This window comes from Klebsiella sp. Q2 (genome assembly GCF_009900705.1).
Classification (GTDB): domain Bacteria; phylum Pseudomonadota; class Gammaproteobacteria; order Enterobacterales; family Enterobacteriaceae; genus Klebsiella; species Klebsiella quasipneumoniae.
The window spans coordinates 1-13,282 of the sequence record NZ_JAAABE010000010.1; the positions used below are offsets into that span (position 1 = coordinate 1).

Consider the following 13,282-nt stretch of genomic DNA (forward strand, 5'->3'; position numbering starts at 1 on the left):
TTTCTCTGCGAGGTTCTCACCGGAACCCCGCTGACCCGGCGGCTTGCTTGCCGTTGTTCCGTGTCAGTGGAGGCGCATTATAGGGAGTAATTCCGAGGTGACAAGGGGAAATGCAAAAAAACTTTTCGTTCGCTCGCTTTTCCATCAAGACGCTGTTTAAACGCCCGGTTTGCTGATCATTTGCGCGATTTCTCGGGCAAATCGGGAGACCTGTTGCCAGTCGGTATAGACCACTTCTTTACGGGTATCCGTTTCGCCCCCGGTCATTTTCATAATCAGGCGGATCATAAACCGATCGTACCAGCGGTAACGCGGGTAACGTAGCGCCCCGGCAAACACCGCGCAGCTCTGCGGCTGCCAAGGCGAGTTGAGCAGAAACTTGCGCGTATAGCTATTGGTCTGCGGCGTGCGCTTCTCGGGTTTGCGCGCAACCAGGTTCACCGAAAAGAATGCCCCCGGCAGCGCCTGCAATGCTGCCAGGTGCTTTTTCACAAAGCGGTCCACCGCCGGATGAAAGTGTCCGTAGCGAATCGATGCGCCAATCACCACGCGATCATAATGATGCCATTCCACGTTATCGGTACGGTTCAGATTCAGGGTATCCGCATCGATACCCAGCTCTTTCAGCTCAGAGGCGAGAAACGAAGCGATTTCACGGGTCTGCCCGTCGCGGGTGGAAAAGAGAATTAAAGTTTTCACGAGCACTCCTGTTATTCGCGCCAGAAAGTGGGAGTAAAGAGCACCAGTAAGGTGAACACTTCCAGACGACCAAACAGCATATTAGCAATCAGGATCCATTTCGCGACCGGGTTCATGGTGGCAAAGTTGTCCGCGACGACGCCGAGCCCAGGCCCGAGGTTGTTCAATGTCGCCACCACGGAGGCGAAAGCAGAGAAGTCATCCACCCCGGTGGCGATAATAGCCAGCATACTAATGATAAAGACCAGCGCATAGGCGGAGAAGAATCCCCACACCGCTTCCAGAATACGTTCCGGCAGCGCGCGGTTACCTAATTTAATGCTATACACCGCATTCGGGTGAACCAGACGCTTAAGCTCACGGTTGCCCTGCTTGAACAGCAACAGGATACGGATCACCTTTAAGCCACCGCCCGTGGAGCCAGCGCAGCCGCCGATAAATGCGGAGCACAGCAGCAGCACCGGCAGGAACAGCGGCCAGCGCGCAATGCTATCGGTGGTGAATCCTGCGGTGGTCGCCATCGACACCACCTGGAAAAACGCCTGATTCAGCGTCGTCAGCACCGAGCCGTACACGTTATGAAGCCATAGCACCAGCGTACAGACGATGACCAGCGTCAACTGGACGCCAATGAACATTCGAAACTCAGGGTCGCGCCAGTACACCTTAAGGCTGCGTCCGCTCAACAACGAAAAATGCAGACCGTAGTTACAGCCGGAGATCAGCAGGAAGATGGCAATGATGGAGTTGATCATCGGGCTGTTGAAATAGCCGACGCTGGCATCGTGAGTCGAGAAACCGCCGATAGCGATGGTGGCGAAGCTGTGCCCTATCGCATCGAAGGCCGGCATACCGGCAAACCAGAGCGCCAATGCGCAGGCGACCGTTAGTAACACATAGATAAGCCACAATGTCTTTGCCGTCTCGGCGATGCGCGGGCGCATCTTGTTATCTTTCAGCGGGCCGGGCATTTCCGCGCGGTAGAGCTGCATTCCCCCGACGCCGAGGATAGGCAGAATGGCCACCGCCAGCACAATGATCCCCATGCCGCCGAACCACTGCAGCATCTGCCGGTAAAAAAGGATAGCGTGCGGAAGCGAGTCCAGCCCCACCAGGGTGGTCGCCCCGGTCGTCGTCAGGCCGGAAAATGATTCGAAGAAGGCATCCGTCACCGTCAGGTTCGGCTGTTCGGCGAATATAAAGGGCAAGGCCCCTACGCTACCCAGCACGGTCCAGAACAGCACCACGATCAGAAACCCTTCACGAGATTTCAGTTCGCCCTTTTGCTTACGGTTCGGCCACCACAGCATGGAGCCGATCGCCAGAGCGACAAAAAAAGTTTGAGTGAAGGCCCGTCCCGCGCCATCGCGATATATCAGGGCCACTAATCCCGGGACGATCATTGTCCCCGAGAATAAGATGACCAGCAGTCCAACGATTCGGGTTATGGCGCGAAAATGCATCTCTGGCGCTTCCTTTGATAGGCAAAAAAACAGAGGGGATTATTCGTTAATCTTCAGCAATTGCAATGAACCGCGACTAAAATCAGCCAGTTTTGCTGAAAAAGCCGCCACTTCGGCCTGGGGAAGCGCCACGCGCAGCCGAACCGACGCCAGATATTCGCTTTCAACGACATTCCCGGAAAATTGGGCGAGCAACGCTTCAACGCCGGCCAGTTGCCCATATTCACATTGCAAAGTATATGCCGTTAACGGCGTCTTGCGCAGCGTCGTCAACTGCGCCAGCGCCTGATGGACACCGCCGCCATAGGCTTTCACCAGGCCGCCGGTGCCCAGCAGGATACCACCGTAATAACGTACGACGACAGCGGTTATCTCACCGACGCCGCTACCCATCAGCTGCGCCAGCATCGGTTTACCCGCCGTTCCCGCCGGTTCGCCATCGTCTGAGAACCCAAGCTGTTGCGAATCATCAGGCGGTCCGGCGACCCACGCCACGCAGTGGTGGCGAGCATCGGGGTGATCCGCTCTGACCGACTCGACAAAGGCTTTCGCCGCCGCCACGCCGTCGGTATGCGCCAACAGCGTGATAAAACGGCTCTTTTTGATCTCCTCAACGACGGAAACTGGCGCCGCCGGGATTAACCAGCTCTCCATTAGGCCAGCTTCAGATCGCGCGTCATGTTTTCGATACTGTTTTCGTGAACCACCACGTTATCTTCGATACGGATCCCGCCGAATGGCTTCATGGCGTCAATTTTTTGCCAGTTGAAGTGCTTGCTGAACGGGCCTTCACGCCACGGCGCCAGTAACGACTCGATAAAGTAGATGCCGGGTTCAATGGTCAACACCATCCGCGGCTCGATAATACGGGTGCAGCGCAGATACGGGTATTTCGCTGGCGCCGCCAGATGCGTACCGGAGTCGTCTTGCATAAAGCCAGCAACATCATGCACCTGCAGACCCAGCGGATGACCAATCCCGTGCGGCATAAATGGCCCAGTCAGATCGTTCTCCACCATCGCCTCTTCGCTCATGTCAGTGACTAACTGGTGTTTACGCAGCAGCTTCGCAATACGCTGATGGAACTGGATATGGTAATCAACGTAGCGCGTCCCGGCTTTCATGGTGCTAATCAGCGCCAGCTGCTCGTCGTTAACGTCTTTAATCAGATGGGCGAAATCGTTATCGCCGTGTGCCGCCCAGGTCCGCGTCAGATCCGCGGCATAGCCGTTATATTCCGCGCCGGCGTCGAGCAGGAAGCTGCGCATCTCCGCCGGAGCGCGATGGTCCAGTTTGGTGTAGTGCAGGACGGAAGCATGCTCGTTCAGCGCCACGATGTTGCTGTAAGGCACATCGGTATCGCGGTGACCGGTGGCGGTAAGATAGGCCTGGTTGATATCGAATTCGCTCATCCCGGACTGAAAAGCCTCATAGGCCGCACGATGACCATTCACCGCCGACTTCTGCGCTTCACGCATACAGGCCAGCTCGTAATCGGTTTTGTAAGCCCGGTAGTAATGCAGATAATCGATAACCCCTTTCGGGTTGATCTTATCCGCGGCGATTCCCAGGCCCAGCGCGCGCTCCGGCACCGGCCCGATATAGCCAATATTACCGCGAGCGGCAGGCAGTTGGCTGCCGATGCCATCGGCCTTCGGCAGCGCGACCACATCGACCTCTTCGGTCCAGAACGAGGTCGGCAGCGGCTCAACGTTATGCCAGTAATCAACCGGCAGATAGAACCACAGCTTCGGTTTATTCACACCGTCCACCAGCAACCAGCAGTTAGGCACCTGAGTCACCGGCACCCAGGCTTTGAACTGCGGATTGACCTTGAACGGGTATGGATGGTCATCAAGGAAGACGTTAACCAGCTCGCCGGAGTGAATCAGCAGAGCATCCATCTGAAAACGGGCCAGGACGTCGCGGGTACGTTCTTGTAGGGTAACAATATGATTTTTATAGAGCGCGGCCAGGGATTCCATCTTTTGTCCTTTGCTTTTATGGGATCGTGATACTCCGCATCTTAGCACATCGACCTGCGTGCGGGTGATTTCCGCCGGATGTGATCCGACCAGCAATTATTTAAAGAGTAATTTGCAATTCTTTAACATAAATTCCACACTCCGTTTCATCTGGTATGACCAGATCATATTGCTGGATTCAGGAGACTGACATGCTCTACAAAGGCGACACCCTGTACCTCGACTGGCTGGAAGATGGCATCGCCGAACTGGTGTTCGATGCCCCAGGTTCGGTCAACAAGCTTGATACCGCAACCGTAGCCAGCCTCGGTCACGCGCTGGATGTACTGGAAAAACAAAACGATCTCAAAGGCCTGCTGCTGCGCTCTGAAAAAGCGGCGTTTATCGTCGGCGCGGATATCACTGAATTCCTCTCACTGTTCCTGGTCCCTGAGGAGCAGTTAAGCCAATGGCTGCATTTTGCTAACAGCGTCTTCAACCGTCTGGAAGATCTTCCCGTCCCCACTATCTCTGCCGTCAATGGTTACGCGCTGGGCGGCGGTTGTGAATGTGTCCTGGCGACCGATTACCGCCTGGCGACGCCGGATCTGCGCATTGGTCTGCCGGAAACCAAACTCGGCATTATGCCAGGCTTCGGCGGCTCAGTCCGTTTGCCGCGCCTGCTCGGCGCCGACAGCGCGCTGGAGATCATTGCTGCCGGGAAAGATGTCGGCGCCGAGCAAGCGCTGAAAATCGGCCTGGTGGATGGCGTGGTCGCCGCGGAAAAACTGCGCGACGGCGCGCTGGCGATCCTGCGCCAGGCGATTCAGGGCGACCTGGACTGGAAAGCGAAACGTCAACCGAAGCTGGAGCCGCTGAAACTCAGCAAAATTGAAGCGACGATGAGTTTCACCATCGCCAAAGGCATGGTCGCGCAAACCGCCGGGAAGCATTATCCGGCGCCGATCACCGCGGTGAAAACCATCGAAGCCGCTGCGCGTCTTGATCGTGAAGAAGCTCTGGTGCTGGAAAATAAAAGCTTTGTCCCGCTGGCTCATACCAACGAGGCCCGCGCACTGGTCGGTATCTTCCTGAACGACCAGTACGTCAAAGCGAAAGCGAAAAAACTGACCAAAGATGTCGAAACACCGAAGCATGCTGCCGTACTGGGCGCTGGCATTATGGGCGGCGGTATCGCATACCAGTCGGCCTGGAAGGGCGTGCCGGTGGTGATGAAAGACATTAGCGACAAATCGCTGACCCTTGGGATGACCGAAGCGGCGAAGCTGCTGAATAAACAGCTGGAACGCGGCAAAATTGACGGTCTGAAGCTGGCCGGAGTCATAAGCACCATTCAGCCGACGCTGGAGTATAGCGGTTTTGATCGCGTGGACGTGGTCGTTGAAGCGGTGGTGGAAAACCCGAAAGTGAAGAAAGCGGTGCTGGCGGAAACCGAAGAGAAAGTGCGCCCGGATACCGTACTGGCATCCAACACCTCAACGATCCCCATCAGCGAGCTGGCCAGCGTTCTGCAGCGCCCGGAGAACTTCTGCGGCATGCACTTCTTTAACCCGGTGCATCGCATGCCGCTGGTTGAAGTGATTCGCGGCGAAAAAACCTCGGATAAGACCATTGCCAAAGTGGTGGCCTGGGCCAGCAAAATGGGCAAGACGCCAATCGTGGTCAATGATTGTCCCGGTTTCTTCGTCAACCGCGTGCTGTTCCCCTACTTCGCCGGATTTAGCAAGCTGCTGCGCGACGGGGCGGATTTCCGCAAAGTCGACAAAGTGATGGAGAAACAGTTTGGCTGGCCGATGGGCCCAGCTTATCTGCTGGACGTGGTCGGCATCGATACCGCGCACCATGCTCAGGCGGTCATGGCGGCGGGCTTCCCGCAGCGGATGCAGAAAGATTATCGCGACGCTATCGACGCCCTGTTTGACGCCAACCGTTTCGGGCAGAAGAACGGCCTCGGCTTCTGGCGCTATAAAGAAGACAGCAAAGGTAAGCCGAAGAAAGAAGAAGATGCTGCCGTCGACAGCCTGCTGGCCGACGTCAGCCAGCCGAAGCGCGATTTCAGCGATGAAGAGATTATCGCCCGCATGATGATCCCGATGGTTAACGAAGTCGTCCGCTGCCTGGAAGAAGGCATTATCGCCAGCCCGGCGGAAGCGGATATGGCGCTGGTATACGGCCTCGGCTTCCCTCCGTTCCACGGCGGCGCCTTCCGCTGGCTGGATACCATCGGCAGCGCGAAGTATCTCGATATGGCGCAGCAGTACCAGCACCTTGGGCCGCTGTATGAAGTCCCTGCCGGTCTGCGAGACAAAGCGCGCCATAACGAAGCGTATTATCCCCAGGTAGAGCCAGCCCGTCCGGTTGGCGCTCTGAAAACGGCTTAAGGAGTCACAATGGAACAGGTTGTCATTGTCGATGCTATTCGCACCCCGATGGGCCGTTCAAAGGGCGGCGCATTTCGCCACGTGCGCGCGGAGGACCTCTCCGCGCACCTGATGCGCAGCCTGCTGTCGCGCAACCCGTCGCTTGAGGCAAGCGCGATAGACGATATCTACTGGGGCTGCGTACAGCAAACCCTCGAGCAGGGTTTTAACATCGCCCGTAACGCGGCGCTGCTGGCGGAGATCCCGCATTCGGTACCGGCAAACACGGTTAACCGTCTGTGCGGTTCTTCCATGCAGGCGCTGCACGATGCCGCACGCATGATCATGACCGGCGATGCCAGCGTCTGCCTGATTGGCGGCGTGGAGCACATGGGCCATGTGCCGATGAGCCACGGCGTCGATTTCCACCCGGGCCTGAGCCGTAACGTGGCAAAGGCGGCAGGGATGATGGGGCTGACCGCTGAAATGCTGGCGCGTCTGCACGGCATTAGCCGGGAAATGCAGGATCAGTTCGCCGCGCGCTCCCACGCCCGCGCCTGGGCTGCGACCCAGTCCGGCGCATTCAAAGCCGAGATTATCCCCACCGGCGGCCACGATGCCGATGGCGTACTGAAGTCCTTTAACTATGACGAAGTGATCCGCCCGGAAACCACCGTCGAGACGCTGTCTACCCTAAGGCCGGCGTTTGACCCGGTGACCGGTACGGTAACGGCGGGCACCTCTTCCGCCCTTTCCGATGGCGCGGCGGCGATGCTGCTGATGAGCGAAAGCCGCGCCCGCGAACTGGGTCTGAAGCCACGCGCCCGCGTCCGTTCGATGGCGGTGGTCGGCTGCGACCCGTCTATTATGGGCTATGGCCCGGTTCCCGCTTCGAAGCTGGCGCTGAAAAAAGCGGGCTTATCCACCAGCGATATCGACGTCTTTGAAATGAATGAGGCCTTTGCCGCGCAGATCCTGCCGTGCATTAAAGATCTGGGCCTGATGGAGCAGATCGATGAGAAGATCAACCTCAACGGCGGGGCGATCGCGCTCGGTCATCCGCTGGGTTGTTCCGGGGCGCGTATTAGCACCACGCTGATTAATCAGATGGAGCGTAAAGATGCCCAGTTCGGCCTCGCCACCATGTGCATCGGCCTGGGACAAGGGATCGCCACCGTGTTTGAGCGGGTGTAAATTTACAAAAGGATATCTCACAGCCAATGGCGTCAGAACAAGGCGGCAAGCGAGCGAATCCCGATGAGCTTACTGAAGTAAGTGATTCGGGTGAGCAAGCGCAGCCAACGCAGTGATGACGTCATTGGCGAAGAGAGACAGTTTAGTTGCCGTTCTTCCCGCCTGTCAGGGGCGGGTTTTTTATTTGCAGATATCAGATAAAGGCAAACGCGTCGCCAAACAGGCGATCTTCGCGCGCGCCGCGTTCGTTGCAGAACAGGTCGCGAGCAATCTTAGCCATCTCGAAACGCCCGGCAATATAGATATCGTGATCGGCCAGGGTACCGTAATCCTGCAGCACCGCGGTCAGCACGGTGCCGGAACGCCCACGCCAGCCCTCTTCCGGCTGCTCAACCACCGGCTCGATGCGCAGATTTGGATGCTTGACGCTCAAGGCTTCCAGCTCGGCCAGATCGTACAGATGTTTGGTCTCGCGACCGCCCCAGTAAATCGCGATATCGCGCTGAGGATTGCGTGACAGCGCGGTGAGCAGAATAGAACGCACATAAGAGAAGCCGGTACCGCCGGCAATCAAAATCAGCGGGCGGTCTTCATCTTCACGCAGCCAGGCTTCGCCATGCGGAATATCAACCTCAATTTCACGCTCTTTCAGGATGCGATCCATGACCGCCATCGCGTACAGATTGAGCTCCGAGGCGCCGATATGCAGTTCGATAAACTCCTGTTCCGCCGGCGTGGAGGCCATGGAGAATGGGCGTTTGTCGCGCTCATCCATTACCACCATCAGATACTGGCCAGCGCGGAAAGAGAATGCCGCTTCCGGTACTAATCGAACACGATACACGGTATCGGTAATCGCCTCCACCGAGGTCACTTTACAGCTTAAGGTTGTCATGCGTCCCCTCTGTCGGGTCTAAAGAGCAAAACAGCGGCGTTAGCCCCGCTTACTGTTGTTTAAAGATGGCCAGATCATCCCAGATGGCGTCAATGCGCGCCGTGACGGCAGGATCTTTTTTGATTGGGCGACCCCATTCACGCTGGGTTTCGCCAGGCCATTTATTGGTGGCATCCAGCCCCATTTTTGAACCCAGGCCGGAAACCGGCGAGGCAAAATCCAGATAATCAATTGGCGTATTCTCTACCAGTACCGTATCACGAGCCGGGTCCATACGGGTAGTGATCGCCCAAATCACATCGTTCCAGTCGCGGGCGTTAACATCGTCATCGCAGACAATCACGAATTTGGTGTACATAAACTGGCGCAGGAACGACCAGACGCCCATCATCACGCGCTTGGCATGGCCTGCGTACTGTTTTTTCATCGTCACCACCGCCAGGCGGTAGGAGCACCCTTCCGGCGGCAGATAGAAATCGACAATTTCCGGAAACTGTTTCTGCAGGATCGGGACGAAGACTTCATTCAGCGCCACGCCCAGCACCGCAGGCTCATCCGGCGGACGGCCGGTATAGGTCGAATGATAAATCGCGTCTTCACGCTGGGTAATATGGGTGACCGTAAACACCGGGAACTGGTCTACTTCATTGTAGTAGCCGGTATGGTCGCCATACGGACCTTCCGGCGCCATCTCCCCGGCCTCGATATAACCTTCCAGCACAATCTCTGCGCTGGCAGGCACTTCAAGATCGTTCGAGACGCATTTCACCACTTCGGTTTTGGTGCCGCGCAGCAGCCCGGCAAAGGCATATTCCGACAGCGTATCCGGCACCGGGGTCACTGCACCAAGAATGGTCGCCGGGTCGGCGCCGAGCGCCACAGAAACCGGGAAGCGTTCCCCCGGACGCGCCGCGCACCACTCCTGGAAATCCAGCGCGCCGCCGCGATGAGACAGCCAGCGCATAATCAGTTTGTTTTTGCCAATCAGCTGCTGGCGATAAATCCCCAGGTTTTGCCGCTCTTTGTGCGGCCCACGGGTCACCGTCAGCCCCCAGGTGATCAGCGGCGCGGCATCTTCCGGCCAGCAGGTCATAATCGGGATTTTCCTCAGGTCGACGTCATCGCCCTGGATGATTTTTTGCTGACAGGGGGCGCCGCGCAGACGTTTGGTGGGCATATTCAGCACTTGCTTAAACTGCGGCAGCTTATCAAACAGATCGCGGAAACCTTTGGGCGGCTCAGGCTCTTTCAGAAAGGCTAACAGCTTACCCACCTCGCGCAGCGAACTGACGTCCTCCTGACCCATCCCCAGCGCCACGCGCCGCGGCGTGCCGAACAGGTTGCACAGCACCGGCATGGTATAGCCTTTCGGATTCTCAAACAGCAGCGCAGGACCGCCAGCGCGCAGGGTGCGGTCGGCAATTTCGGTGATTTCCAGGTGAGGATCGACCGGCAGAGTGATACGTTTTAGTTCGCCCTGTTGTTCCAGGAGTGTCAGAAAGTCGCGAAGATCGTGATATTTCATGAAAGTGTTATTGACCTCTCTACAGGCGGCTAATTATACGGTGTTCAACGGCGAGATGCTGTAATTTTGTTAAATTAGCGTGAAAGAACGCTGAAATTTGGATTTCAATTATAATGGCTTTCGCGATTACACCAGCCATTTGTTATGCTTGCCGTTATTAGAAGTGGAATGAGTCATTATGCAAGCCTGGTACTTACTGTATTGCAAACGTGGGCAGCTACAACGAGCCCAGGAACATCTGGAACGTCAGTCAGTTAACTGCCTGATGCCGACGATTGCGCTGGAAAAAATCATTCGCGGTAAACGCACCATGGTCAGCGAACCGCTGTTCCCGAACTACCTGTTTATTGAGTTCGATCCAGAGGTGATTCATACCACCACCATCAGCGCCACCCGCGGGGTTAACAACTTCGTGCGCTTTGGCGCCCTACCCGCTATCGTCCCCTCGGCGGTCATCCACCAGCTCTCTATCTACAAACCGGAAGGCATTACCGACCCGGAAACGCCGCATGAGGGCGATAGCGTACTGATCACCGACGGCGCGTTCGAAGGCTTACAGGCTATCTTTACCGAGCCGGACGGTGAAGCACGCTCTATGTTGCTGTTAAACCTGCTGAATAAGCAAGTCCTGCAGAGCGTTAAAAACACCGATTTCCAGAAAATCTAAGCGCCGTTAACGTCGACGCCAAACAGCGCCCTGACGTTGGCGTCCGTTTGCGCCTCCAGCCACTGCGCTTCCTCGCCGCGCCAGGCCGCGACGCTGGCCAGGATATGCGGCAAATACGCGGGCTCGTTACGACGCGAGGCGGGTTTCGGCTTGAGGTCGCGCGGCAGCAGATAGGGCGCGTCAGTTTCCAGCAGCAGACGTTCCGCCGGGATCGCCGGCAATAGCGCTCGCAGCTCGAGCCCTCGCCGCTCATCGCATACCCAACCGGTAATACCGATAAACAGCCCCAGATCCAGACATTCCTGCACCTCGCTGCGGCTGCCGGTAAAGCAGTGCAGCACCGCGCCCGGGATCTTCCCGAGCCAGGGTTTAAGCAGCGCCAGAAACCGGTCGTGGGCGTCGCGGCAGTGTAAAAACACCGGCATCGACAGCTCGGCGGCCAGCGCCAGCTGGGCACTGAACGCCTCCTCCTGCTCCTGGGGCGTGGAGAAATTACGATTAAAATCCAGACCGCACTCCCCTATCGCCACCACCTGCGGCTCGCGGGCGAGGGCATAAATTGCCTCGGCGACCGCTGGCGTCCAGCTGCTGCCGTCATGGGGATGGATCCCCGCCGTGGACCAGCAGCCGGCGTAATGACTCGCCATTCTCTGCGCCTGCTGGCTCTCCAGTAAATTTGTGCCGGTCAGCAGCATGCCGTGAACCCCTGCCGCCCGGGCGCGCGCCACCACCTCATCATGGTCGCGGGCAAACTGTGAACTGGTCAGATTAACGCCGATATCAAACATGATCGCTCCATATGACAACCGCCCTGACGGGCGGTTGGCGGTATTACTCTTCTCTGTGCTCAGCGGCTTCAGCTTCGGCCGCGGCATCGTCATCACGCGTCAGGCGCTTCCCGGTGTAGAAGCGGGCGAAGAACACCCCGACTTCAAACAGGCAGTACATCGGAATAGCCAACAGCGTCTGCGAGAACACGTCCGGCGGCGTCAGCAGCATCCCCACCACGAAGGCGCCCACCAGCACATACGGCCGTTTTTTGCGCAGCTCTTCCGGCGTGGTGACGCCCATCCAGCAGAGCAGCACAATAGCGACCGGCACCTCAAAAGAGACCCCGAACGCCATAAACAGCGCCATCACGAAGTCGAGATAACTGCGGATATCGGTCGAGACCAGCACCCCCTCCGGGGCAGCATGGGTCAGGAAGCCGAACGCCAGCGGAAACACGACAAAATACGCGAAAGCCATGCCGATATAGAACAGCAGAGTGCTGGAGACCAGTAAGGGCACCACCAGCCGGCGCTCATGCTTATACAGCGCCGGCGCGACGAAGGCCCATACCTGATACAGAATAATCGGCACCGACAGGATCACCGACACCATGAAGGTCAGCTTTATCGGCGTAAAGAAAGGTGAAGCGACATCGGTGGCGATCATCGTCGCGCCTACCGGCATCTTGCTGATAAGCGGGGCCGAGACCAGCTGATAGATATCATTGGCGAAATAGACCAGCGCCAGGAAGATCACCAGGATAGCAATGATGCTGTTGAGCAGACGCTTGCGCAGCTCAATCAGATGCGAAATTAGCGGTTGTGTATCGTCTACGCCCATGTTTACGGTTTATCACTCGATGCGGGGGAAGAATGGGGGGCAGCCGCCGTAGCGGTTGTTTTCTCTGCCGGTGAAGCGGGTTGCTCGTCGGCCACGGGATCCGGCGCATGAACCGGAGCGCTGGCGTGATGTTCTGCCGTCGCCGGCGTGATGTCCTGCCGCTGCGCTTCGCTGCCTTTCACCACCGGATTATGGATGGTATTCGCTTCGTCACTGGCCTTTTCCGGGTCGTGGGCGCTATAGGAGCGCTTCATCGACTCCGCGGCCTCGCGCAGCTCATCCATGGAGGCTTTCAGCTCCGGCGTCAGGTTATTCAGGCTGGCCTTTTCCACCTTCTTGAGGCTCTCCTGGAACTCCTGCAGTTTTAGCTCCTGAGCCAGCTCATTCTGTACCGTGGTCGCCAGCGACCGTAGCGTACGGATCCAGCCAACCACCGTTTTAACCGCGACGGGAAGCCGCTGTGGCCCCAGAACGATGAGGCCAATCACAAACACCAGCAGTAGTTCACTAAAACCAATATCGAACACGAGTTACACCTGCTCTTTGTCGTGGCGTTTTGTCTCGTCTTTTTTTGCATCATCCTGTTTATCGGCGATAGTTTTCGCCGTGAAATCTGCGTCTGGCGCCGACTTTTCAGGTTTATCATCATCACTCATGGCTTTTTTAAAGCCTTTGATGGATGCCCCTAAGTCTGACCCCAGTGAGCTCAGCTTCTTCGTCCCGAAAAGCAGAACTACGATGACGACAACAATTAATAACTGCCAAATACTGATACCACCCATACACGTTCCCCTATGACAGATGATGAATTATGTGGACGCATTATACACGCCATCCTGCCAGCCGCCTCGCCGTCAGGCCACCGGCATGATTTTGCGCAAAT

13 protein-coding genes are annotated in these 13,282 nt (G+C 57.2%); 3 read left to right on the forward strand and 10 right to left on the reverse strand.

Annotated features, from left to right (window positions below):
* Positions 1-156: 156 nt before the first annotated feature.
* From hemG to pepQ, 4 genes are read right to left on the reverse strand one after another with little or no spacing between them, the layout of a single operon-like run.
* Positions 157-699, reverse strand: coding sequence for a menaquinone-dependent protoporphyrinogen IX dehydrogenase (hemG, locus tag GT756_RS24700; RefSeq protein ID WP_004886722.1), 543 nt, complete (start codon positions 697-699; stop codon positions 157-159).
* Between the two features lie 11 nt (positions 700-710).
* A complete protein-coding gene (gene trkH / locus GT756_RS24705) occupies positions 711-2,162 on the reverse strand; it encodes a Trk system potassium transporter TrkH (protein ID WP_004886724.1) in 1,452 nt (483 codons plus the stop codon).
* Positions 2,163-2,201: 39 nt separating this feature from the next.
* Positions 2,202-2,816 (reverse strand): IMPACT family protein, encoded by a 615-nt coding sequence (locus GT756_RS24710; RefSeq protein WP_004886726.1) that lies wholly within the window; start codon positions 2,814-2,816, stop codon positions 2,202-2,204.
* Positions 2,816-4,147, reverse strand: a complete 1,332-nt coding sequence (pepQ, locus tag GT756_RS24715; protein ID WP_004886728.1) for a Xaa-Pro dipeptidase — start codon at positions 4,145-4,147, stop codon at positions 2,816-2,818. The genes GT756_RS24710 and pepQ overlap by 1 nt, the downstream gene beginning before the upstream one ends.
* Before the next feature lie 191 nt (positions 4,148-4,338).
* Between pepQ and fadB the strand changes: the two genes are divergently transcribed.
* The gene (gene fadB / locus GT756_RS24720; RefSeq protein WP_064190083.1) at positions 4,339-6,528 is read left to right on the forward strand and encodes a fatty acid oxidation complex subunit alpha FadB; all 2,190 of its coding nucleotides are present in this window, start codon (positions 4,339-4,341) and stop codon (positions 6,526-6,528) included.
* 9 nt (positions 6,529-6,537) lie between these two features.
* Positions 6,538-7,701, forward strand: coding sequence for an acetyl-CoA C-acyltransferase FadA (gene fadA, locus GT756_RS24725; RefSeq protein ID WP_004886733.1), 1,164 nt, complete (start codon positions 6,538-6,540; stop codon positions 7,699-7,701).
* Positions 7,702-7,894: 193 nt separating this feature from the next.
* On the opposite strand, the gene fre is transcribed toward fadA, so the two are convergent.
* Positions 7,895-8,596, reverse strand: coding sequence for an NAD(P)H-flavin reductase (fre, locus tag GT756_RS24730; protein ID WP_004886735.1), 702 nt, complete (start codon positions 8,594-8,596; stop codon positions 7,895-7,897).
* A gap of 49 nt (positions 8,597-8,645) precedes the next feature.
* Positions 8,646-10,121 (reverse strand): 4-hydroxy-3-polyprenylbenzoate decarboxylase, encoded by a 1,476-nt coding sequence (ubiD, locus tag GT756_RS24735; protein WP_004886738.1) that lies wholly within the window; start codon positions 10,119-10,121, stop codon positions 8,646-8,648.
* 178 nt (positions 10,122-10,299) lie between these two features.
* Between ubiD and rfaH the strand changes: the two genes are divergently transcribed.
* A complete protein-coding gene (gene rfaH, locus GT756_RS24740; protein ID WP_004886742.1) occupies positions 10,300-10,788 on the forward strand; it encodes a transcription/translation regulatory transformer protein RfaH in 489 nt (162 codons plus the stop codon).
* Here rfaH and tatD read toward each other — a convergent pair.
* From tatD to tatA, 4 genes are read right to left on the reverse strand one after another with little or no spacing between them, the layout of a single operon-like run.
* Positions 10,785-11,576 (reverse strand): 3'-5' ssDNA/RNA exonuclease TatD, encoded by a 792-nt coding sequence (gene tatD / locus GT756_RS24745; RefSeq protein WP_160125115.1) that lies wholly within the window; start codon positions 11,574-11,576, stop codon positions 10,785-10,787. The two genes, rfaH and tatD, sit on opposite strands and share 4 nt — an antisense overlap.
* A 43-nt stretch (positions 11,577-11,619) precedes the next feature.
* Positions 11,620-12,399 (reverse strand): Sec-independent protein translocase subunit TatC, encoded by a 780-nt coding sequence (tatC, locus tag GT756_RS24750; RefSeq protein ID WP_004886745.1) that lies wholly within the window; start codon positions 12,397-12,399, stop codon positions 11,620-11,622.
* A gap of 2 nt (positions 12,400-12,401) precedes the next feature.
* Complete coding sequence (tatB, locus tag GT756_RS24755; protein ID WP_017899386.1) at positions 12,402-12,926, reverse strand: Sec-independent protein translocase protein TatB; 525 nt, start codon at positions 12,924-12,926, stop codon at positions 12,402-12,404.
* A 3-nt stretch (positions 12,927-12,929) separates the two neighbouring features.
* Positions 12,930-13,181 (reverse strand): Sec-independent protein translocase subunit TatA, encoded by a 252-nt coding sequence (gene tatA, locus GT756_RS24760; protein ID WP_002883425.1) that lies wholly within the window; start codon positions 13,179-13,181, stop codon positions 12,930-12,932.
* Positions 13,182-13,282 lie beyond the last annotated feature (101 nt).